The sequence below is a fragment of the Shouchella tritolerans genome (genome assembly GCF_025770735.1).
In the GTDB taxonomy this organism is placed as follows: domain Bacteria; phylum Bacillota; class Bacilli; order Bacillales; family Bacillaceae_D; genus Shouchella; species Shouchella tritolerans.
In genome coordinates, this window is record NZ_JAODPB010000001.1 from 337122 (window position 1) to 360135 (window position 23014).

The following is a 23014-nucleotide window of genomic DNA, read 5'->3' on the forward strand; positions in this document are numbered from 1 at the left end:
AAAACCTGGTAAAATAAAAGAAAAATCCCGGGGGCTGAATCGATCAATGGAGCAAGAAAAATCGTGGCGTGATAGGATTGACTATACGCTCTTGTTTTTCGTGTTTGTGTTAGGCTGTATGAGTATCATGGCCATTTACGCAGGCACAACCACCCAGTTTTTCAGTGCTGAAGACTATGAAAAGTACCGCCATGTGTTTGCCCTTTCGCAAGCAAAATGGTTTTTGATCGGATTCGTGTTAATGGTTGTTGTAATGCTTGTTGACTATGAATACTTAAAACGCTTGACGATCCCTATTTTTGCCTTTGGCATGATCTTGTTGTTATGGGTGCAATTTTTTGGCGTTGAAAATAAAGGCGCCACGCGTTGGATTGGCATTAATGGCACGCCGATTTACCAGCCTTCAGAAGTGATGAAAATCATTCTTGTCCTCACGCTTGCCCATTTAATCGTGGTGCTGAATCAACGTTATTCCGAAAAAGGACTCAAAGCCGATTTAAAAAAGCTTGGCTGGCTTGCTGCTTTTGGGATCCCGCCTTTCTATCTTGTCTTAAAGCAACCGGACTTAGGAAGCGCACTTGTCCTTGCTGTCATCATTGCCACTGCCATTCTTATGGCCAATGTTTCCTATAAAGTACTAGCCAGTTTGGCTGCACTTGCAGGAGCAGGAATCGCTTTTCTTTATTATTTGCTTTTAAACCATATTGAACTGATTACAAAATATGTGTTAGAAGAACATCAGCTTGTACGGATCCTCGGGTGGCTATACCCAGAGGAGTATGCATCAGGTTATGCGATGCAAACATTAAATGCGATACGAGGCATTGGTTCTGGCCAATTGACGGGAAGCGGCTTCTTAAATAGTGTCCAAGCTGCTAATGCTTCTACGCCTGAACTCCATACCGATTTTATTTTTGCCGTGATTGGTGAAGAATTTGGTTTTCTCGGTTCGACGGTTGTCATTTGCGTCTATTTTTTACTTATTTATCGCCTGATTATGCTCGCTCACTCATGTGATGACTTATACGGAACGTCGATCATTGCTGGTATTGCCGGCATGTTGACATTTCAAATTTTCCAAAATATCGCCATGACCATTGGGCTAATGCCTGTCACTGGCATTGCATTGCCTTTCCTTAGCTATGGAGGCAGTGCGCTCATGACGAATATGCTTGCCATCGGCATTGTTCTCAATATTGGCATGAGGCAAAAAACGTATATGTTCAAGTCAAACAATGAAGTCGTCGACTCAGACAAAGGGACGCTTTTCTCCATTAAAGGAAAGCGATTTAAGCTGCCTCTCTAGGTTCGCCCATCTTCCCCGTGTTTGTAAGGGGAAGCCTTGTGCAGTAGCTATAGACTAGCGAATAATAGTTAAAATGAAAAGTAGCATCTAAGGCAATGAACCGAGTTGATGAAGGGGCTTGTGTTCACAACTGATGCTTCGAAGTGCCATAAGGAAATAGGTGAGCCACTTAGTGTGGCTCTTTATTATTTGTATCTTAGAATCGTGTTCGTATTAAGGGTTGAGATGAAGGTCAGGTCAGTAGCTTCTAAATTGAAAATAAAAATTTGCACCACCGCTAAAAAAATATTTATTTGTTTACCGATCTGTAAGCACCTATAATTTAGTTAAAATTTACTAGGAGGAATGATTATGAAAAAAATACTATTAGCTTGTGGTGCAGGAGCTTCAAGTGGTTTCATAGCACAACAAATGAGGAAAGCCGCAAAAAAACAAAAAATAGATGTAAAAGTTAGTGCAGTAAGCGATACTGAAATTTTAGAAAATATCGAAGGGGTGAGTGTTTTATTTCTTGGACCACACTTAGCCCACAAATTAAGTGAAATTAAAGATAGCTTAGGTGACAATTCAATAGAAGTTTTGTTAATAGATAAAAATCACTACGCCTCTTTAGATGGGGCTGGCGTACTAGCTAAAGCGATGAATTACTTATAAGGAGTAATGTAAACATGAAGAAATTATTAGATTGGATGAGTGAAACTGTTGCACCCGCAATGGAAAGAGTAACAAAAAACGTTTGGATTTCAGCTTTACAGTCATCAATCATGAAGACTCTACCAATGATATTGGTCGGGTCTCTTATTACACTTTACAACGTTATTAAAGCCTATTTTCCAGACATTCCCGATTTGTCACCAATTAGAAGTTATACATTTGGTCTAATTGCCTTGTTTATCGTGTTTCTAATTCCATATACTGTTTTAGATCTAAAGAAGAAACCTAAAAATAAATATGTTGCCGGTTTTACAGGTATTTCATTATATATGATTTGTGTTAACCCTACAGTTACAGAAGCAGGGCATGTATATGATTTTGCAAGTTTTGGTGCCGGGGGGATGTTTGTTGCAATCATTGCCGGTTTAACAACTGCAGTAGTAATGAGTTTTTTCTCAAATTTCAGTTTCTTTGGTGAGGATTCAGTCGTCCCTGATTTCGTCAAACAATGGTTTGATTCTATGTTACCTGTTGCAATTGTAGTCACTTTAGGTTGGCTATTAGTTATTCATCTAGAATTTGATTTATTTAATTTAATAGTTAGCTTTTTTTCACCACTAAATAATATTGCCCAATCGCTTCCAGGTATGGTTTTACTCTTTTTAATTCCAACTATTTTCTATTCGATGGGAATAAGTGCATGGGTTTTCCAACCTATTCTGAATCCTATCATGTTGATGGCCATTACAGCTAATATAGATTCCGTTGCGCGAGGGGAAGCAGCCGTATTACCTAATACATTAGAAACTATGTATGCTTTCCTAAGTTTAGGTGGTCGAGGAGCAACACTACCTTTAGCTATTATGATGTTATTTGCTATGTCAAAACGATTAAAAGCATTTAGTAAAGCAAGTATAGTGCCAAGCTTTCTAAACATTAATGAACCTATTGTCTTTGCGATAATTGCTTGGAACCCTATTATGATGGTGCCAATGTGGATTATTGGATTAGTCCTGCCACTTGTCACTTATATTAGTCTAACCTCAGGATTTGTAGCAATCCCTGCGGAAGTATTTAATATGTGGTATATACCAGCTGGAGTGAGTGCTTGGTTAATTACTAAATCATTTACTGCTGTATTATTAGTAGCTATTAACTTAGCAATCGCAACAATTATTTGGTACCCTTTCTTTAAAATTTATGACAGACAAGAAGCAAAAAAAGAATTGGAGGAAAACTCGGATGTCGGACACTCAATCTAAAGAAGAAAAATTGGAATACATTAACAAAGCAGCTATGAAGATAATTTTACATGCTGGTGATGCTAGAGCTATGATAATGGATTCCTTGGAATTAATCGCTATAAAACAATATGACAAGGCTGAAAGAAAAATGGATACCGCTTATGAAGAAATTAAATTAGCACACAAGGCACAAACAAAAATCATACAGGAAGAAGTAGCTGGGGAAGATATCCCTCATACTTTACTATTTGCTCACGCGCAAGATACATTAATGACCATTTATACAGAGTATAATCTTACAAAAAAGTTTATCGTGATCTTTCAGAACTTAAAAAAATAGGAAGTGATAGTATGTTTAAAAAGCAAGATGAATTTCCAAGAGACTTTTTTTGGGGAGGAGGCATTGCATCTAATCAAGCTGACGGACTCTTCGGTAAATTTGATAAGGGAATTTCAATTGCTGATTGCCATCCCTATTTCTATAAAGAAAACCGTAACGACAGGAAAGAAGACTCAACCATCCCCAATAATATAGATTCATTAAAAATTAATAAAAACTTTTATTATCCAAAACAAACTGCTGTTAGATTTAGTGAATTTTATAAAGAAGATTTGAAGATGTTAAAAGAGCTAGGCTTGAACAGTTTTAGAACTTCCTTTGATTGGTCATTAATCTTTCCGAATGGCGACGATCTCCAATGTAATGAAGCAGGATTAGAGTACTATGATAAACTAATTGATGAAATAATACTGAATGGCATGGAACCAATTATGACTATTTCACATTATGAGATGCCCATCAATTTAGTTAAGAAGTATGGGGGATGGTCAAATCGAAAATTGATTGAATTTTTCAGGAGATTTTGTGAGGTTTTATTTGATCGATATCATAAAAAGGTGAGATATTGGATCACATTTAATCAAATTAACTTGTTAACTTTTAATTCTCTAGGCATTTTATCTAATAATCTTCAAGACATCTATCAAGCTGTACATCATCAGTTAGTTGCTACTGCTATTGCAAAACAAATTAGTACTAAATATAAAGGATTGCAAGTAGGACTTATGCTAAGCGATAAAATTGCCCATCCTGCTACTTGCAAGCCTGAAGATGTTTTGTTTAATCTAAGAAAAAACCAGATGCAATTTTTCTTTTCAGATGTAACTCTTAGAGGAGAATATCCTGGATATAGTATAAGATTTTTCTCTGATCATAATATTGACTTAAATATAGACAGTTATGATTTAGAGTTAATAAAAAACTATACAATGGACTTCTTATCCTTTAGTTATTACTATACAAAGATTAATGATTCGACTAAAGATAAATTAACATCTCCTGAAAAATCAGTAAATCCGTATTTAGAACAGTCTGAATGGGGATGGGAAATTGATCCATTAGGCTTAAGGACAGCATTAAATACTTATAACGATAGATACCCTAAAACCCCATTATTTATTACAGAAAATGGGTTTGGTGCTCGGGACGTAGTTTCTAGCAATAAAGAGATAAATGATTCATATCGGATTGAATATATAAAGGATCACTTAAAACAAATAAAAGAATCTATAAAAGATGGAGTAAATATAATCGGTTATTGCTTATGGACTCCCTTTGATATTGTCAGCTGCTCTTCTGCTGAAATGTCAAAACGGTATGGTTGTATCTATGTTGACCTAGATGACAATGGCAATGGTTCATTAGAAAGAATAAAAAAACAGAGTTTTTATTGGTTACAAGAAACCATCAAAACAAATGGTATAAATTTGTAAATAGAGCTTGATCGCAGGTGTGTACCAATGAGCGGAATTGTTTATTCTTTGATGATCTTAGGGTGATAATATGAAGGAAGTACAGCGTAAATTAATTTTAATATTAGCTTCAGAAGATCGAGAAACTACATCGCAAAATTTGGCAGATAAGTTACACATATCTAAGCGTAGTGTAAAAGATAATATCCGCGTAATCAATAAAAAATTTCCTGGTTTCATCATATCTTCCAATGTGGGCTACTTGATTGATAAGAGTAGGGTAGATAATATTTTATATCAATCAAGAAACTTAATACCAGAGACTCCTGACGGTAGATTTCACTATATTATCAAAAAGGTTTTATTATCGGATATAGCTAATAAAAGTGGCAATATTGATATCTATGATTTAAGTGAGGAACTAAATGTAAGCGAGGCAACAATCTATAAAGATCTAGCTAAAATAAGAAGACATTTGACTCACTATGAGTTAGGATTAGAAACAAAGAATGAAAAAATTGTTTTATCTGGTAGTCAACGTATGAAACAAAAAGCAATCAACAACCTATATTTTTCTGAAGTTAAAGACAAAGGAATTACCTTTGAGTCCGTGCAATTAGCTTATCCAAATTACAATGTTAATGTGATTGCAAATGTAATAACCAGATTAACTAAAAAGTATCACTATTTCATGAATCATTATTCTGTTGTAAACATTGTAATGTATATAATCATCGGAATGGAGCGTATAAAAAACGACTTTTACAGTAATATTGAAGCTGAAATAGAACCTGATATAGATTTTAGTAGTATAAGAGAAATAACCTTAGTGTCTGAAATCTCCAAGGAGTTAGAGTCCCTTTTTAACATTACATACAATTCATTTGAGTTAAAAGAACTCCGGTTACTAATACTTAGTAATATTATGTCCTCGGATTACCACAAGCTTAATGAAGAAATGTTTCAGAGCCTAATAGGCGAAGAGACACTGCATTTAGTTGAATTAATGTTAAAAGATCTAAGAGAATACTTTTATTTTGATGAGTATGACAATAGTTTTTTTAGACAGTTTTCGCTTCACATAAATAATATGTTATTACGATTGAAAGCAAACTATGTCAATAAAAATCCCATGACAGAGCATATTAAATATACTACTCCGTTTTTATTTGATTGTGCTGTTCAAATGTCTAATACGATCCTTAATCATACTGGTTATAATATCAGTGATGATGAAATTGCATATATAGTATTACATCTTGGAGCAATTATTGATTATCATGAGAAGCTGAAGAATAAATTTAATGCAGCAGTTATTTTTCCGGATTATTACAATTTCGCTAGTAAGTTTGTTGAAAGAATTGAAGAGTTTAATCCGGATATAACTGTATCTAATCTTTTTACTTCAGTTGATCAATTTTTAGAAATGGATAATAAACCTTTCGACCTTGTTATATCAACGCTCTCCTTTAAGACAGAGGAAAAATTAATTGTTATTAACCCATTATTAACGAGTTTTGATATAAGTATATTGAAAAGGGAAATCAGTAATTTAAAAGGAGTTAGAGAGCACACGCGATTAAAAAAGTTATTATCTAGCATTACAGAAGATAAGTTCTTTATGATTAATCCTCCTGTCAAACATTCAAGTGAGCTGATAGCTTTAGTAGCAGATACCTTTGAGGAAAATGATATTGTTACGAAAAAATTTAAACAGGAGGTAATTAATAGAGAAAATTTATCTTCTACGGCTTGGGGGAAAATCGCAGTGCCACATTCATTAGAAATGAATGCTTTAAAGACAAAGATGTTTATATCCATTTTTGATAAGCCGATTCCTTGGGGAGAAACGAACGTGAACTTGGTTTTATTATTCGCGATAAACGAAGAAACTAAGGGTGTATTTAGAGAGGTTTTCGATAAATTAATTGTTTTACTTACTGAAGAAAAAAAATTGTCAACTGTATTAAGCAGTAGAAGTTTACAAGAATTCATTGAGAGAATTTTATAGATCGAACTATGTCTGGTTTTGAAGCTTATAACCGTTACTGCGTTACTTTGAGACGTTTTATTGTAGATCGTTCCTTTATTATGCTTGATGGAGCCTTATAGGCACATATATAGTTATCCTATTATTGCCAATCGCATGCCCCTCGCCTTGAACTAAGAAATAACAGAGCAATTTACTTTTGGTTTCTTAGCGTCTTTAACATTATTGCTTGTGTGTGCTGGCTGTGTTCTACTATCTTCCTGACCGTCCTTAGCTGCCATTCCTTCTTTCAGTACAGTTGCCCGTTCAGGAGAAAATCTCCCTACTCCGTTGCTGCTAACAAGCATATTGCGCTAAGATAAATGTATTTGAAGGGACAGTAACTGGATTAAGTTGAAATGCATGAAGCACAAAGAGAGGAGAGGCAATGATGGATCATTCGATGTATTTAGCCAAAGCGATTAACCTAGCGGCTGAAAGTATTCAATGCGGGGGTGGCCCTTTTGCGGCGATCATCGTGGATGAAAATGGGGCCATTATTGGCCAAGGCACTAACTCCGTGACGAACACCAACGACCCGACAGCACACGCAGAAGTGGTTGCGATTCGTGATGCGTGCAACACGCTTAACGACTTTCAGCTTGAAGGATGTACGCTTTACACAAGCTGTGAGCCGTGCCCGATGTGTTTGGGCGCAATTTACTGGGCCCGGCCAAAGGCGGTCTATTTTGCGGCAACACAAGAGGATGCAGCAGCAGTCGGATTTGATGATGCATTTATTTACAAAGAGATTGAAAAACCTTACAAGGAGCGGACAATTCCGTTTTATGCGTATGAGATAACCGAAAAAAAGCGCCCGTTCCAAATGTGGGAGGCGCTTGCGACAAAAACCGAGTATTAGGCCGCCAACGGTAACTATTGGTCAGACAAAACGCTTGTCAACCGAGGCAAACGACGAAGTATGCGAGCGTTTGCCTCGGTCATATGCTTTAAAACTGGCGTTTTTGAACGGAAACATATTGCTTTATTTCCGCTTCCTTCATTTCTCCCTATTAGGTGCGAGGTATAAAACGAATAATTCACCACTAATCTTTTACGTTAACTATTTAATAAAGCAACCAAGATTTTTCTACTACAACTTGATCACCATAAATCGTCGATACATCAGCATTTACGTCACTTTCTTTAATCAATCTATGGAAAGTGTTTTGCAAGTCATTCGTATGAGCCTTTTTATCAGTCCACCCTCCAATTTGATCTACAAAGCCTTCCAATGTATTTAAATAATCCCATTTAGCTTGACCATCAGAAAAACATCTTTCTTTTTTACTTTACAAGTGATCTGTTTAATAAACACACTACGCTCCTCCTCCAATGTATACAATTGATTATAGAAGTGAACTCTACTCCAACAATACTGCCCGTTCCTTTAAGCCTTTTTACAATCTCTTATCTATAATAAGAACGTATACATGATGGATGCTAATGACCAAGTTCCCTGAAAAGAATAGGTAGGAAGCATGCTTCAGCCGTAATCACGTTGAAGGTTTGTTTTACCGGTTTAATCTATTGGTTCTTTAGAACTATACAAAAAGGATGAACTTGCGGGCGTAAAGACCTATGAGACAACAACAGACAATTCTTTCCTTCGTTGCGTTAATGGAGAGCGGGGATGGAGGGGAATGCGGAAAAAAAGGCGCTCAAATGTAATCTCATTTGAGCGCCTCTGGCCATTACTGATCCCAGACGGTATCAAGTTTATCTGCGTAAAAACGAATCGCTTTTTCATAGCTCTTTAAGGCAGTGTCATTTGTCGTATTAGCAATGGTATGCAAGAGCCGTTCCATTGCTTCTTTGTGCTTGCTGTTGTTGTATAATGCCATTGCTAAAAAAACTGGCAATGTGTTGCTATGCGGAAAGAGCGAGCAGCCTTTACTCAACGTTTTTTCCGCCTTGTCATACTCGCCAAGCACACGGTATGTGCTGCCGAGGCCTAAAAGGGCGCCTTCTAAATCATCGCCTGTTAACCCTAAGGCAATCGCCTGTTCATAATGAGGAACAGCTTGGCGCTCTTTCCCTAGCCGATCAAGGCTAGAGGCATAGTAGTAGTGGGAGAGGGGGTCATTGGGCTGCTCAGCAAGCAAAGCGGCAAATGTTTCTTGCGACGCTTCTAACTTCCCTGCTGCTTGTAAAGAGAATGCTTTTTTTGCCAGTGGATGCATCCCATCCCTCCTTGTATAAAGGAATTTAGCTTATTCGAGTCCCAAGTGTGATAGCATTTCACTTCGCACGCGGGCTTTTTCTTCATCGCTGACAATCGCATACCAAATGCCGTCAATCGTTTCCCCTGTATAGGAAACTTCGATTTGTTCGGTTGAACCGAGAGCAGGGCGGTATTCAGACTGGTAGTCCCACATGGCATCTAATGATAAGTCTGTCCGGACAGTGGTGCCGAGCACATCTAGAATCTCGCCGACTTTTGTAATCGAGCCGAGAGAGGCGGATTCTTGCATGAGTGCGTCAATAATGTCTCGTTGTCTGTTGGCTCGTCCGGCATCGCCGCGAGGATCGTCATAACGCATGCGTGTGTACTTAAGCGCCTCTTCTCCGTTTAACTCAATCGTTCCTTCAGGGAAATGAGAACCATCCATTCCAAACTCAAAATCATTGTAAACCGTGACGCCGCCAAAAGCATCAATTAAACGTTCAAATCCAGCCATATTAATACTAGCGTAATGGTCAATTGGTATGCCATACGCTTCTTCAATTGAATCAATCAGCATTTGTGCGCCGCCATATGCATGAGCGTGGTTGATTTTTTCCACCGTGCCGCGACCAACAATTTCTGCTCGGGTATCACGAGGAATGCTAACCATTTTCGTTGTACCTTCTGCTGGGTTTAACGTCAGTACCATGATGGAGTCGGCTCGGCCAACAACTTCGTCTTCGCGGCCTTCTGTCAAATCCACTCCAGCAAGAAGAATCGACATTGGTTCTCCGACTTGAAGGCCAGCGGGGCGAAGGGGTGAAGCGCCTTCGCGGTTTGGAAGAGGGTCATACATTTCATTGGCTGTATGGCGGATGTCGTTGTACAAATAGACACCGTAAGCAATCACGCTCAGAAACAGGAGCCCGAAAATAAGGGCGATGACTTTTAAAACAGTTTTCTTTTTCATAATAAGGATAACGCCTTTCTAATTGAAGATATGGAAATAGGCAACTACTTTCTTAATAGGATAATTAATTTACTATCATTCCACAACCCTATCTTTTTGTATTTTTAAGTGAAAAATAAAATTGATAGAATTGAACTTTTAGTCGTGGGCCTTAAGACCTGTTTATTGGCGGAAAAGTAGGAAAACGAGGGACTAAAGTTTCTTGGAGATAAGCTAGATTTCAGGGTAATTTCTTTGCAAATTATGATATAATTCGTAAAGAGTCAGGGAAGTGACGTCTAGGAGGTATATAAACAAATGGAAGAAACCATAAGTTTGAAAGAAATCTTTCAAACATTGAAACAAAGATGGCGGCTCCTTGTGGCCATTCCGCTCTTTGCTATGCTCGTGAGCGCGATTGTCAGCTCGTTTGTGCTGACGCCCATGTATGAACGTTCTACGCAGCTTCTCGTGAACCAGGCTGTTCCAGAAGGGCAACTAAACCAGCAAGTCGTCCGCAACAATCTCGAACTGATCGATACATATAGCGAGATTATTAAAAGTCCAAGAATTTTAAATGAAGTCATTGAGACTGAAGGACTTGACATGACTTACGGCGATTTAGAAGCGGCCGTTTCCGTTGGTAGCCAAAGCAACTCACAAGTGGTGACGATTACGGTCGAGTCAGAAAGCCCGGCTGATGCCACACTTTTGACGAATAGCATTGCGACTGTTTTTCAAGAGCAAATTCCCGATATTATGAGCATCGACAATGTTAGCATTCTTTCGGAAGCAGAAATTGGCGAAGACCCAACGCCAGTCAGCCCAAAACCGTTGTTAAATATGGCGATTGCTTTTGTTGTCGGCCTTATGGCTGCGGTCGGTTTGGCCTTTTTGCTTGAATACTTGGATACGACAATAAAAACGGAAAAAGACATCGAAAACATCATTGATTTGCCTGTTCTTGGCGCTGTCTCTAATATGGAAAGCGTCGATGCGGCTGCAAAAAAGACGTCTTAGATTTTAGGAAGCAGGTGACTTATGGCACGTCTAACACGCACGAAGAAAAAGCCAGTCCAGAAAAAACGGCAACTAATTGCCGATGTAAATCGACGTTCACCCATTACTGAACAATACCGCACGATCCGGACGAACATTGAATATTCGGCAGTTGACACGGAAATTAAATCGCTGCTTGTCACATCTGCTGGCCCCGGGGAGGGGAAATCAACAACGGCATCCAACTTAGCTGTTGTCATCGCCCAAAATGGGCAAACGGTCTTGCTTATTGACGCAGATATGAGAAAGCCGACGGCTCATTATACATTTGGGCTCATGAACAACCGTGGGTTGACGAATGTACTGACACGCCAACAAAAGCAGGACGATGTGATTCAGGAAACAAACGTCGAGAATGTTTCCCTGTTGACTTGCGGCCCGATCCCGCCTAACCCGGCTGAATTGTTAAACTCCAAAATGATGGAGCTTGTTTTACAAGAAGCAAGAGATAAATATGATATGGTTATTTTGGACACGCCTCCTGTAATGGCTGTTGCCGATGCGCAAATCCTCGCCAACAAAGTCGATGGCACCATTATTGTCACGTCAAGCGGCAAGACAGACAGGGAGCAGTTGCAAAAAACGAAAGAAAACCTCGTCAAGGCGAATGCTCATTTGCTTGGCGTCGTGTTAAACAATAAACCAGTTGACGATACAACCTATTATTATTACAAATAACGAAAAAGTTGCGATTGCTTTTGCCAGTTGAGCCAGCTTAGCTTCATGAAAGGAGGGGAAGCGAATGATTGATATCCATTGCCATATTCTCCCCGGTCTAGACGATGGGGCGCAAACACGTGAAGACAGCTTGACGATGGCCCGCGAAGCCGTAAAAGAAGGGATTTCTAAAATCATTGCCACCCCCCATCACCAACACCCGTCTTTTCAAAATGATGGTTCTTCCGTCCGCAAAGCAGTGACTGCCCTAAACAGTGATTTACAGGCAGCAGGCATAGATCTTATGATTCGACCAGGGCAGGAACTCCGCCTCTATGGCGAGATGACCCAGGGGCTGGCCAGCGGGACTGGCCTTGCACTGGCCGACAGCAAATATGTACTGATTGAATTCCCGAGTTCAGAAGTGCCTGCTTATTCAGCGAGGCTGCTTTATGAAATAGGCAGTGAAGGGTATATTCCCGTTATTGCCCATCCAGAACGGAATAAAGTATTCAAGGAAGATCCAGATAAACTCTATGAACTTGTTAAAAATGGCGCTCTTACCCAGCTTACTTCTTCCAGTGTGACAGGCTACTTTGGTAAAGACATCGCTACCTTTAGCATGGAGCTTGTCGAAGCCAACCTCGTTCACGTGCTAGCTTCAGATGCCCACAATTTAGTGAACCGCACATTCCGGATGCAGGAAGCGTTCCACGTATTGGAGGAACAATACGGCCAAGACCTTGTTTACAGCTATCAAGAAAATGCCCGCCTTATTGCTGAAGACAAGCATGTGTACCTTGAGCCGCCAGAACGGGTCGTAAAAAAACGAAAAAAATGGCTAGGTTTGTTTTAATTTAGAAAGTTGCTTGTAAGAGTGGGAAACATTTAGTCCAGACGGATAGGAAGCGCTTGTCAGACGAGAAGTGAAGCCGAAGGAAGATGCGAACTGCAATTTGCCCATGAAACGATCGTTTCAAAGCATCTGAGCGCGGTAAACGGCGACATATGCAAGCATTTATCTACAATCTGAAGCTGCCTGTAGTGGCGGCTTTTTTTATGGATAAAAAAAGCCGCCGGATTGTCCGACGGCAGGTGGGGGATACGTGTTATTTAGTATATCCACTAAATAAGAGGCTATACATGGTAATCGTTATTTTCACCATTTTATATGATTCCTTGATAACGCAAAATGATTTCAGCGATAATCGCTGAGCCGATTAGTGTGCCAAAAAGAACGAGTAAACAAACGACCATTGCTTTCCAACCGATCGCGGCAAAGTCAGCCCATGAACGGCCTATGGCAATCCCAGCATAAGCGAGTATCGGTGTGGCAATGGAAAGAAGTTGGATGTGGGATGTAAACTCAATGACGAGTGGGCCCCACGGCGTCTCTGGTAAAGACAATACGATGCCAATGACAATGATATAAACGACGCTAGGAATAGGGAAAGGCAGCGATTTTCCAAGAACTTGCCCAACACAGGCAATCACGATTAAAAGAAGCATGCCTAAGGCAGCCTCGCCAGAGAATGCTTGGTAGCCAAGCCAATTGCCAATAAAAGCAACAAGACCAACAATAAAGAAGAGAATAATCGATTCTTGGATGGACTTCATTTATGGTCTGTCTCCTTTCAAACGCCTAAACAGCGCATACAACTTTTCTGTTAACGGCAAGGCAATGAAGACGCTCACAAATAAACCGGTACCATAGGTGAGTAGGTTGCTTGCGCCAGCGAAAGCAATAATTTGTGTCTCATATTCTGGATAAGCAGCAATGAGTGACCCGCTTGCTGCTGCCATCATACTGCCGCTACCAACGCCAGAAGCCATCGCCAATGATAAAGGATGGAGTGGAGTGAAAGTAGCTAAAAAACCAGAGACAAGTCCATAAAAAAGAGCGCCAAAAACAGTGCCAAAAACGTAAATTGTTGTAACACCCTTGCCTTCTGGAGAGTCAAAGCCGAATTTGTCATAAATAATCCCTAAATTGGGCTCTCGTCCGATGGAATGGGTCATGCCAATGCTTTCCCGCTTCATTCCAAGCAGTAAAACGGCAACGGGCAACGCTATAAAGAGGGTGCCAAAATTGCCGATTTCTTGTAATAGCAAGGCGGGGCCAGCAGCAATAACATTTTTTAAGTCGGGCCCTATAGTGACGCCGATTTTGGCGATCAGCAGCGCTACACTAAGGGTAATGATCGGCTCTGCATGTTTGGACTGTGTTTCTTTAACGAGTGGCGTGAAATACAAGGCCAATCCGAATACAAGGGCAAACAGCATCGGCAAGAGCATGATCATTCCTGCTCCTAAGCGAATTTCGATCACGCCAATCATTTCTGCAATGACAACAATGCCTAAAACGAGTAAGTGAAGCCTCCAGTCGGTGAGGAAAGGTTTTCGTTTATTCATAGTTCCCGCCTTTCTTATGAACATGGCAAATCGATAGCCAAGATAGGGGTTTCTTAGCAGAACGATTTACAGGTAATGTACGAGAGATTCGGCTAGCCAATTAGTAAACAGCAGTGGCGTCTTTATCGCCTTTGCCTTGATGGAGCGCTGAGCGGTATAGCTGGTTGACTGTGCCAGCAGCATGCTGGGGCTTTAGCGAATCTTGCGACAACGCCATGTAGAGTTCAAGGTCTTTAGCCATATGCTTCAAGTAGAACAGCACATTGTCATATGAGCCGGAAATTAAATTTTCGCCAAAAACGTCAAGAACGCGATTATGACCAGAACTTTGTTGGATGATTTCGGCAAGAAGCCGTCTAGACACGCCATGATCGCTAGCAACAGCCATTGTTTCGCTCAGTAGCGTCGTAATGCCAGCAACAAGCATGTTGTTGCACAGCTTGACTGTTTGCCCAGCTCCAGAATCGCCTACATACAGAATGGTGTCGCCAAGTATGTCAAGTATCGGTTTTATCTTAAAGTAAGCTTGTTTGTCGCCGCCGACCATGATCGTCAGTGTTCCTGTATCGGCTCCAGCAGGACCGCCGCTGACAGGGCAGTCTAGGTAATGAATGCCTTTAGCAGCAGCGGCTTTCTCCATTGCTATGGTCGTTTGCACATCTGTCGTGCTAAGGTCTAGTAAAAAGCTATCCGGCCGTAAATGACAAAGCAACCCTTGTTTGCCTGCAACTGTGTCAGCAACAATTTTTGGCGAAGGAAGAGATAGCAAGACATACTTTGCCTTTTTCGCTACAGCATCGCCATTTTGGACAAAGCATGCTCCTTGTTTTTCCAACGGTTCTCGCCATTTGGACATGTTGTCATAAATATAAACGGTATAGCCGGCGCTCAAAAGGGATGTGGCCATCCCTTTTCCCATTGCGCCACAGCCAATAAGGCCAACTGTTCTCATCGTTACCTCCTAAGGTTTGAGATAGACTGCTTTTGTGTCAATCCAAAAGTCAAGGGCAGTGCTTCCTTGTTCCCGCGGCCCAATGCTTGAGTTTTTCTTGCCACCGAAAGGCAATTGGTTTTCGTAATGGTTGGAAGGGATGTTAATATGAGTCACCCCTGTTTCGACTCGGCGGACAAATTCATGGGCTTTTTGCAAATTGGTTGTATAAATTGCCGAAGAGAGGCCAAAATCTGTCTGATTGGCGACGGCGATCGCTTCTTCAAAAGAATTGACTTCCATTATCGCTACTACCGGAGCGAACACCTCTTCTTGGGCAATGGTCATTTCTGGCGTAACGCCGCTTAGCACGGTCGGCGCGACGAAATAACCTTTGTCCTTCCCTTCGCCGTAAAGACGCTTGCCGCCGCACTCTAACTTCGCCCCTTCTTTGATCGCAACCTCAACATAATGGATGTACTTATGAAGCTGTCTTTCATTGGCAACAGGTCCGTTTTCTACATTTTCATCAAACCCATCGCCTACGCGAATGGCATTTGCTTTTTCAACGAGTTTGGAGGTAACCGTTTTGGCGATGTTTTTAGGCACGATCACGCGAGAGGTTCCTGTGCAGCTTTGCCCGTTGTTCAGCAGGCCGCTAATGACGACTCCCGAAACGGCGTTATCCAAGTCGGCATCCTCTAAAATAACGGTCGCGTTTTTTCCGCCCATCTCCGCTTGCATTTTTCCACCTCGGTTTGTAACAGATCGGCCTAATAGCAAACCAACATCGGAAGAACCAGTGAACGAAATTGCCTTTAATGTTGGGTTTTCGCCTAATTCCTGTCCCACTTTGTCGCCGTCGCCAGTGACAAGATTCAAAACTCCTTTTGGTGTTCCTGCCTGGATAAACAACTCAACGAGCCTCGTGGCAATTTGGACGGTATCGTTATGAGGCTTGTAAACGACTGTATTTCCTGCAATTAAAGCAGGGGCAATTTTATAAATCCCGATACCTAAAGGAAAATTAAAAGGGGTAATGACGCCAACAGGTCCAAGCGGCTCTTTAATCGTATAAGCAACTGTCTCGGGATTGTTTGCAGGTACAGTCTCTCCTGCCAGCCTATTTGCAGCACCGCTAAAATGCTTGAGTGCTTGAATAGCTGCGTCTACTTCTTTTCGAGCGGCGGCAATCGTTTTTCCAACTTCCTTTGTGATGATTGCTGCCAGTGTGTCTTTTTCTGCTGCTAGTAAAGGCATTAATTGGTAAAGAACGTCTGCCCGTTCAATCGCACTTTTGTTTTTCCAATTTGGAAAAGCGGCAGCGGCGCTTTTAATGGCGAGCCGAGCATCTTCTGCTGTAGATGCTTGGTAGGCGCCGAGGATTTCATCGTAATTGGCAGGGTTGCGGCCATAAAAGACATTTCCTGAAATAGACGCTTTCCATTCGCCCCCAATGTAGTTTAAGTATGTTTGCACGGTATCACCTCAACTTCTTTTGTTTGCTTACCTATGATTATAATATTCTGACGAAACAAGCGGGATATGGAGGTCTACATGTTTTTGCCCGTTTCTGTGTGGCCGTCTACATACAACTCATAAGCAATCATGAGTTGTAGCCACTGTCTTTCATTTTGAAAGGAAATGCCTAGTACTTGCTCGATTCGTTTCACTCGTTGATAGAGCGTGTTGACGTGGATGTGCAGTTGCTTAGCCGTTTGTTGCCGGGCGCTTCTTCCATTTTCAATTAATGCAGCAAGAGTGGCCATGTAATCAGGTTCTAGGTCGAGCAGTGGCTGTAAATAGTCAATCACAAAATCGCGCTTCGTCTGTTCGTCTAAAGAAGGCCATAGCCTGCGACAGCCAAGGTCTTGATAACGAACTAGTGGGGCGTCGCCTTTCATTTCGACAGCAAGCACCGCTTCCCGGTAAGAAGAAGCGACGTCAGTAATCATCCTTGGGCGGCTTAGGCCAACCACAAGATGATAGTGGCGCTGTAAATAAGTCGCAAGATGATCGATATAGGCACAAGAAGGGGCAAGGACGACATAACGCTCTTCGTAAACAGAAAAATGCCCATTTGGGAAGTAAGCTTGGACAGTTGTTTCAATTTGGCGAGTAAGTGCAATGTTGTCGCAAACGCTGCCTGCAAGTACGAAACAATAAATAGGGGCGTGGGACAAGTATTCTACAGAACCATAGTCTCCATTCAATAGGTTTTGGAACGCGCGATTGCGCCTGTGAAGCCCTTGTTCGTAATCGTCATGCTGTTTTTCTAGCTCGCTAGCAAGGATTAACGCAGCAAACTGAAGGGTATTCCGTTCGATCGCTGATAAAGTCAGCAATGGCCGCCGGGGGCGGAGATAACCGAGGCGTCTTCGATTGCGTACGATCGGAATCGCTTCGTCTTCCTTCACGCTCGCTTCGATGGTGCAAGGTGTGTGTAAAAGCTGTTCCAACTGGGCAAGGACTTGCTTTGCACCACCTTTACACAACGACTGTACGAGTGTTTCTTTTGCATCGCTACAGGCGAGTGCCTGATGGAGGCGGACGTTATCAATCGCCATTGCTGCCTGGTGGGCAAGCCCGAGAGCAATGGCAACGTCATTTTTACGAAAAGGGATGCTGCTTGAATAGCGATTTAATGTAAATGTGCCTAGACAACGGCCATTGGACAGAAACGGCACATTAATGGAGCTTGTTACGTCTAGTTTGTATGTGCCCTCGCGAAACCACTTCCAGTTTTCTGGTGAGATGTTGGCCATTTTCTGCTTAATATCATGTTTGCCGAGGCAAAGGTACGGTTTTTTGCTGAGAAACACTTTTCCCGTCAACGATTCACCGGGTTTAAAAGCGAGCCGCCGCAAACTTTGTACAGAGACGCCTATGCCTGCGCCAAGCCGAAGCACCTTTTGGTTCTCGTCGTATAAATAGACGATCGCCATATCCACATGAGGGAAAAAGACATCAACTGTATCTAGCAATAGACGCAGGATGCTCTGTTCATCGCTTGCTTCGGCTACTAACTGATTAAATTGAACCAACCCCGCTATATCGTCTGCTTGTCCAACTTTCATTTTCAGGGCCTCCATCCATGAAAAAATAGATAATTTCAATTTTACTTGATTCGTTCTTCTTTTTGTAGAGTGGGCGTGTATCTGCCTATCGTGACGCTAATCGTTGTTTATTGTTAGGCCTGTAGGCTATCCAGTTTTTTTCGCTATGTTCGGAAAACAGCCAACATGATATACATCTTTAAAACGGTTGGATATAATCAGGGTAAGTTACCAATTACTTCCGAAAGGTCGGTGCTCATGGCTTCTTCTATTTCACCTGAAAAATTGGGTGCAAAAATTGTCGAATGGTACAGCTGTATCGTCTCTCGTGAGGTTGAACAAGCAGAAGAATAAAACAGGAAATTGGCCAATTGGTCAATCAGCTTGAAAGATCCGACGAAAAAGTGTTGTCCTATTACTCGCTTGTTTTGTTTCGCCATCAGCTACTAACCGAAGATGTGCAACAAAAAAGGGTTGAACCAACGAGCCTCCAGGCTGTCAATGTAGAGGATACGATTTATGATGGCTTGTTAGCGTTTCTATATTATTTTATGAGTGGGCAATATGAGTTTTATGAAGGGCGGTATCAATCAGCGCTTCGCTTATATAAGATCGCTGAACAGAAAATTGACCACGTCCACGATCAATCGGAGGAAGCCGAATTTTATTTCCGTTTAGGAGAAAGTTATTTTCGCATTGACCAATATACATTTGCTGTCTCTTATCTTGAGCAGGCAATTGATTTGTTTGAGGAACAACAATTTTATTTGGAGCGGATTTTAAATTGTAGGTTGCTTTTAGCAGCTATAAAAACAGAACTGAATCTGTTTGATGAGGCTGAAAAAGAGTACCAATCTGCACTTGCTGACGCAACGCCTTATCCAACGACGCACGCTCTTCTGTTAAGGGCATTAGGGCTTAATCGTGTCCGCCAAAAAAAGTTACATGAAGCGGAAATGTATTTTGTGGAGGCACTGGAATTGGTCAGTTCAAAAAAAGTGTCGAAGGATTGAAAACAATAGCAGACTTAGCCAATGTGCGTTTACGCCAGAATCCCAATAATGAACAAGCCGTTACGTTATTGCAAGAAGCAAAAGCAGGAGCGGCAGCCATTCATCTCGAAGAATATATGGTACGCTGTGCCATCACGGAAGCATTGTACATAAACGAAGGGGGGACGAGCAACTTACAAGAGAGCTGCAACTTTTGCTTGAGAAAGAGCTCTACTTTGAGTATTCCGAACTAGCAGAAGAGATTGCCGAATACTATAAACAACAATCGTTATTTGAAAAGGCCTTTTATTACATGAAGGAAGCGCTTCATTACCGTACGAATATGAAAATTTTAGGGTCAGGAGCTGAACAACGATGAAACGAATGATCGCCATGGTCGTAATCGTCTGCTTTATTTTTGTACCGTTTATTGAGAATGGAGCCAAAGCCGAAACGGCTGTCCCAGTGGAAACACAAGGTAAGCCAGGCACGGCGACATAATGAAAAAATTTCTTTCTAAAAAACACTAATGCCTAAGCGTTAGTGTTTTTTTGTATTTTGCATTTGTTAGGCAAAGAATGTTTTTTGCTAAAGTATCTGTTGCTTTTGCGAGTGTTTTTCGATACGTAAACGATTTCCAGTTGATTCAGTAAAGGGTAGATGCTTGATTTCTTCTAGTGTTGTAACTATAATGGTTACAAAGAGGTGATTCGCTAATGAAAATAAGCTCTCGATTTTCGGTAGCGGTCCACATCGGCGCCCTCCTTGCAACTGAGCGGACAGCCGTTTTGACATCTGAGTGGATGGCAGCAAGTGTCCATACAAACCCTGTTGTTATACGCCGCATTTCTGCTCAATTAAAAAAAGCAGGGATTATTGAAGGGCGTAGTGGCACGGGCGGAGCCAGGCTGGCAAAAGATCCAGACGAGCTCACATTGCTCGATTTTTACCAAGCCGTCCAAGTTGTTGCTGACAATGAGCTGTTTCATATTCATAGTCAGCCCAATCCTAATTGCTACGTCGGCGCCAATATTCAAGGGGTGCTCGAAGTAATGTTAGGCAAAGCACAGCGCGCAATGGAAGAAGTGTTAGCTAGCATGACGCTTGCAGATGTGCTTGCTAGTTTTCCAGAGAAAATCCAATAGGATTTTTTCTGTCTTAAATGTACCTATTTCGATTACAAAAATAAAAAGGAGAGATTGATTGTATGAAAACAGCCGTTATAGGAGCCACAGGGAAAGCAGGTCAATTAATTGCACAGGAATTAAAAAAACGGGGTCATCATGTAACAGCGATTGTCCGCAATAAAAGCAACCTCACTGCTAATGTGGATGATGTTATGGAAAAGGATGTCAACGATTTGACCGCAACAGATGTGATGCCGTTTCAGTCTGTTGTCAATGCAATTGGCTTCCCGTCTGAACACTCAGATCAACACGTAACAGTTGGTCGTCATCTGATCGCTATTTTTAACGAGGTGAAAACGGTTCGGCTGCTCGTTGTCGGTGGTGCTGGCAGTCTTTACGTTGATAAAAACCATAGCCGGATGCTGAAAGATATGCCTTCATTTCCAGATATGTTTAAGCCGATAGCTGAAGCGCAAAGCAAAAACCTTGCTGACCTTCGGGATGTCAAAGCGTTTGATTGGACGTTTATTAGCCCGGCAGCAGATTTTCGGGCAGATGGAGGCAGAACAGGCTCTTATACAAAAGCTGGCGAAGAACTAACAACGAATAAAGAGGGCAACAGTTACATTAGCTATGCTGACTTTGCCATTGCCGTCGCCGATGAAGTGGAGCAAGCTTCCGTATTAAAAGGCCGTTTTTCCGTTGTAGGTGAAGAACTATAATAACCAGATTTTTTGAAGAGACCGTATAACAAGCTGTCAGAATAGGGTGTGGTGTGATGCAAGGAAAAAACAAAAATCTCCTATTCGTTTATGGGACATTGCGAAAAGGCGGCGCAAACGCCCATTACTTGCAGCACAGCGAGTTAGTGGAGGGTATGTGTTGGATCATAGGGGAAATGCACAATACACCATTTGGCTATCCGATTGTCCGTTTTCGCGGCCAGGAGAAAATCATAGGCGAGCTTTATGCTGTCACCAGCGAAGAACTTGTCTGTATTGACAAATTAGAAGGCTACGATCCCGAAGGCAAAAGTGAAAATGAGTACGAGCGTGTCGAATGCACTGTCTATACAGATGAAAGCGAGACAAATGCTTACACGTATATTGCTGGAAATGGTTTCGCCTCTATCAATGAACCGATCATTGGCGGGGATTGGCTCGTCTTTTTAGCAAGAAAGAAAAGGGGGCGTTGACGGTTGGAATGTATTTTCCTGCTGTAAAGGGGGCTAACTGGAAGACAGCAGCGTATAAATGTTGGAAAGTACTAAGCCAGTGTATACGGGAAGGCGGATGGGAAAATAGGCGAGCAAACGCGCTCGCCACAGAGTGATCCTTATGCAAACGTACCCAGAACGTTGGAGACTGTATCAACGAGAAAAGTTAAATCATCTTCACTAGAGGTGAGTGGTGGGGCGATAATGAGAACATTGCCCCCTCCTGGGATGGTGTCGCTGTTTTTGCCGATGATCAGCCCTTGTTTTTGGCAGGTAGTTACAATCGCTTTCATGGTTTCGTCACCGGCTGGTTCCTTTGTTTGTTTATCTTGAACAAGTTCTATGCCGTAAAGGAAGCCAATGCCACGGACTTCGCCGACAATCGAAAGTTGTTCAAGCTGTTTCAATTTGCCAAGAACGGTGCGGCCTAACGCTTCGACTCGATTGACAATCTGTTCACGCTCAATAATATCAATCGCTTTTAACGCGACCGCGCAAGACGCGGGGTGTCCGCCGTAGGTGGAGATGTGGCGAAAATGGCTAGTTTCGCCTTTTCCATCGAATGCTTGGTATACGTTTTCGGCAACGCAAGTAGCGCCTAATGGGAGGTAACCGCTCGTAAGTCCTTTCGCCAGTGTGAGGATGTCAGGTTTGAAATCGTCATCGCCATGCATAAAGCCGAATAGCTTGCCGGTCCTCCCGAAACCAGAGACGACTTCATCTAAAATGAGCAAGACTTGATAGCGGTCGCAAATGTCGCGGACACGTTTGTAATAGTTGTTTGATTGTGGGTAAATGACGCCGCCGCCGGAAATGATGGGCTCCATTATAAAAGCGGCTACTGTTTCAGGGCCTTCCCATAAAATCGTTTGTTCGAGAAAGTCAGCTGCTAGCTGGTCGTCTTTGGCACTAGAGCCAAAGCTTGATCGATAGGCGTAAGGCGGTGGAATATGCAAGAAGCCAGGCAAGGCAGCGTCGTACTTTATTTTGCGGTTTGCTTGGGCTGTGGCTGCGAGGGCGCCAAGGGAATTGCCATGATAGCCCCGGTAACGGGAAATGATTTTTTGTTTTTCTGGGAAGCCGGTTTGCTTATGGTATTGGCGCGCGATTTTAAAGGCCGTTTCGTTTGCGTCAGAACCGCCGTTGGCAAAAAAGGTACGAAAACCGCCACCGAGCAAAGCGGCTAATTTTTCAGCCAATGCGATCGCTGGCTGATGACCTAGGGAAAGGGGAAAATAGGCGAGTTTGTTCATTTGCTCGGTAGCTGCCTCAATGATTTCCGTTTGCCCGTGGCCAAGATTTAGGCACCATAACCCAGAGACACCATCCATGTAGCGGTTGCCGTTTGTATCCGTAAACCACGACCCTTCACCAGTATCGGCGATAAGGGGCGCTGCCCCTGAACGTTGCATGGCGTGCCAAACATATTGCTCGTCTTTTTTGGCCAATGTCGGTTCCATTCC

The 23014-nt window shown here is 42.0% G+C and carries 23 protein-coding genes and 2 pseudogenes; 16 read left to right on the top strand and 9 right to left on the bottom strand.

Annotated features, from left to right (window positions below; all coding sequences use genetic code 11):
- Positions 1-46 precede the first annotated feature (46 nt).
- The 7 genes from N6H06_RS01620 (at position 47) to N6H06_RS01650 (ending at position 7847) form a co-directional block, all read left to right on the top strand.
- A complete protein-coding gene (locus N6H06_RS01620) occupies positions 47-1306 on the top strand; it encodes an FtsW/RodA/SpoVE family cell cycle protein (RefSeq protein WP_263705468.1) in 1260 nt (419 codons plus the stop codon).
- A 351-nt stretch (positions 1307-1657) separates the two neighbouring features.
- The gene (locus N6H06_RS01625) at positions 1658-1960 is read left to right on the top strand and encodes a PTS sugar transporter subunit IIB (protein ID WP_062745088.1); all 303 of its coding nucleotides are present in this window, start codon (positions 1658-1660) and stop codon (positions 1958-1960) included.
- A 14-nt stretch (positions 1961-1974) separates the two neighbouring features.
- The gene (locus N6H06_RS01630) at positions 1975-3222 is read left to right on the top strand and encodes a PTS sugar transporter subunit IIC (protein ID WP_263705469.1); all 1248 of its coding nucleotides are present in this window, start codon (positions 1975-1977) and stop codon (positions 3220-3222) included.
- Positions 3203-3544 carry a PTS lactose/cellobiose transporter subunit IIA gene (locus tag N6H06_RS01635; protein ID WP_263705470.1) on the top strand — a complete coding sequence of 114 codons (342 nt, stop codon included), beginning with the start codon at positions 3203-3205 and terminating at the stop codon, positions 3542-3544. The genes N6H06_RS01630 and N6H06_RS01635 overlap by 20 nt, the downstream gene beginning before the upstream one ends.
- A gap of 11 nt (positions 3545-3555) precedes the next feature.
- Positions 3556-4977 (top strand): glycoside hydrolase family 1 protein, encoded by a 1422-nt coding sequence (locus N6H06_RS01640; protein WP_263705471.1) that lies wholly within the window; start codon positions 3556-3558, stop codon positions 4975-4977.
- 70 nt (positions 4978-5047) lie between these two features.
- Positions 5048-6967 (top strand): BglG family transcription antiterminator, encoded by a 1920-nt coding sequence (locus tag N6H06_RS01645; protein ID WP_212954561.1) that lies wholly within the window; start codon positions 5048-5050, stop codon positions 6965-6967.
- Between the two features lie 409 nt (positions 6968-7376).
- The gene (locus N6H06_RS01650; protein ID WP_062745095.1) at positions 7377-7847 is read left to right on the top strand and encodes a nucleoside deaminase; all 471 of its coding nucleotides are present in this window, start codon (positions 7377-7379) and stop codon (positions 7845-7847) included.
- 205 nt (positions 7848-8052) lie between these two features.
- On the opposite strand, the pseudogene N6H06_RS23130 reads toward N6H06_RS01650, so the two are convergent.
- The 3 genes and pseudogenes from N6H06_RS23130 to N6H06_RS01660 all read right to left on the bottom strand — a co-directional run.
- Positions 8053-8262, bottom strand: a pseudogene (locus N6H06_RS23130) (DUF4937 domain-containing protein); the annotation flags it as partial.
- A gap of 417 nt (positions 8263-8679) precedes the next feature.
- Positions 8680-9168: a tetratricopeptide repeat protein gene (locus tag N6H06_RS01655; protein ID WP_212954559.1), complete on the bottom strand. Its 489-nt coding sequence runs from the start codon at positions 9166-9168 to the stop codon at positions 8680-8682.
- A 30-nt stretch (positions 9169-9198) separates the two neighbouring features.
- Positions 9199-10122 carry an LCP family glycopolymer transferase gene (locus N6H06_RS01660; protein ID WP_263705472.1) on the bottom strand — a complete coding sequence of 308 codons (924 nt, stop codon included), beginning with the start codon at positions 10120-10122 and terminating at the stop codon, positions 9199-9201.
- A gap of 297 nt (positions 10123-10419) precedes the next feature.
- Between N6H06_RS01660 and N6H06_RS01665 the strand changes: the two genes are divergently transcribed.
- From N6H06_RS01665 to N6H06_RS01675, 3 genes are all read left to right on the top strand, one after another.
- Positions 10420-11121 carry a YveK family protein gene (locus tag N6H06_RS01665; RefSeq protein WP_062745101.1) on the top strand — a complete coding sequence of 234 codons (702 nt, stop codon included), beginning with the start codon at positions 10420-10422 and terminating at the stop codon, positions 11119-11121.
- A gap of 21 nt (positions 11122-11142) precedes the next feature.
- Complete coding sequence (locus N6H06_RS01670) at positions 11143-11838, top strand: CpsD/CapB family tyrosine-protein kinase (RefSeq protein ID WP_062745102.1); 696 nt, start codon at positions 11143-11145, stop codon at positions 11836-11838.
- A gap of 64 nt (positions 11839-11902) precedes the next feature.
- Positions 11903-12673, top strand: coding sequence for a tyrosine-protein phosphatase (locus N6H06_RS01675; protein WP_062745104.1), 771 nt, complete (start codon positions 11903-11905; stop codon positions 12671-12673).
- Positions 12674-12984: 311 nt separating this feature from the next.
- On the opposite strand, the gene N6H06_RS01680 is transcribed toward N6H06_RS01675, so the two are convergent.
- The 5 genes from N6H06_RS01680 to N6H06_RS01700 form a co-directional block, all read right to left on the bottom strand.
- Positions 12985-13434, bottom strand: coding sequence for a hypothetical protein (locus N6H06_RS01680; RefSeq protein ID WP_062745105.1), 450 nt, complete (start codon positions 13432-13434; stop codon positions 12985-12987).
- Positions 13435-14229: a DUF3100 domain-containing protein gene (locus N6H06_RS01685; protein ID WP_062745107.1), complete on the bottom strand. Its 795-nt coding sequence runs from the start codon at positions 14227-14229 to the stop codon at positions 13435-13437.
- Positions 14230-14329: 100 nt separating this feature from the next.
- Positions 14330-15181, bottom strand: coding sequence for an NAD(P)-dependent oxidoreductase (locus N6H06_RS01690; protein WP_263705473.1), 852 nt, complete (start codon positions 15179-15181; stop codon positions 14330-14332).
- A 9-nt stretch (positions 15182-15190) separates the two neighbouring features.
- Positions 15191-16639 carry an aldehyde dehydrogenase family protein gene (locus tag N6H06_RS01695; RefSeq protein WP_263705474.1) on the bottom strand — a complete coding sequence of 483 codons (1449 nt, stop codon included), beginning with the start codon at positions 16637-16639 and terminating at the stop codon, positions 15191-15193.
- Between the two features lie 74 nt (positions 16640-16713).
- Positions 16714-18237, bottom strand: coding sequence for a helix-turn-helix domain-containing protein (locus N6H06_RS01700; RefSeq protein ID WP_263705475.1), 1524 nt, complete (start codon positions 18235-18237; stop codon positions 16714-16716).
- A gap of 237 nt (positions 18238-18474) precedes the next feature.
- Between N6H06_RS01700 and N6H06_RS01705 the strand changes: the two are divergent.
- The 6 genes and pseudogenes from N6H06_RS01705 to N6H06_RS01730 all read left to right on the top strand — a co-directional run bounded on the left by N6H06_RS01705 (position 18475) and on the right by N6H06_RS01730 (position 21530).
- Positions 18475-19229: pseudogene (locus N6H06_RS01705) on the top strand (response regulator aspartate phosphatase).
- Positions 19230-19422: 193 nt separating this feature from the next.
- Complete coding sequence (locus N6H06_RS01710) at positions 19423-19587, top strand: hypothetical protein (protein WP_263705476.1); 165 nt, start codon at positions 19423-19425, stop codon at positions 19585-19587.
- The gene (locus tag N6H06_RS01715; RefSeq protein WP_263705477.1) at positions 19584-19709 is read left to right on the top strand and encodes a hypothetical protein; all 126 of its coding nucleotides are present in this window, start codon (positions 19584-19586) and stop codon (positions 19707-19709) included. The genes N6H06_RS01710 and N6H06_RS01715 overlap by 4 nt, the downstream gene beginning before the upstream one ends.
- A 215-nt stretch (positions 19710-19924) precedes the next feature.
- Entirely contained in the window at positions 19925-20353 is a 429-nt protein-coding gene (locus N6H06_RS01720; protein WP_263705478.1) for an Rrf2 family transcriptional regulator, read from the top strand.
- Positions 20354-20415: 62 nt separating this feature from the next.
- Entirely contained in the window at positions 20416-21057 is a 642-nt protein-coding gene (locus N6H06_RS01725) for an NAD(P)-dependent oxidoreductase (RefSeq protein WP_212954554.1), read from the top strand.
- Between the two features lie 56 nt (positions 21058-21113).
- The gene (locus tag N6H06_RS01730) at positions 21114-21530 is read left to right on the top strand and encodes a gamma-glutamylcyclotransferase family protein (RefSeq protein WP_062745134.1); all 417 of its coding nucleotides are present in this window, start codon (positions 21114-21116) and stop codon (positions 21528-21530) included.
- Positions 21531-21670: 140 nt separating this feature from the next.
- Here N6H06_RS01730 and N6H06_RS01735 read toward each other — a convergent pair whose 3' ends face one another.
- Positions 21671-23011, bottom strand: coding sequence for an aminotransferase (locus tag N6H06_RS01735; protein ID WP_263705865.1), 1341 nt, complete (start codon positions 23009-23011; stop codon positions 21671-21673).
- Positions 23012-23014 lie beyond the last annotated feature (3 nt).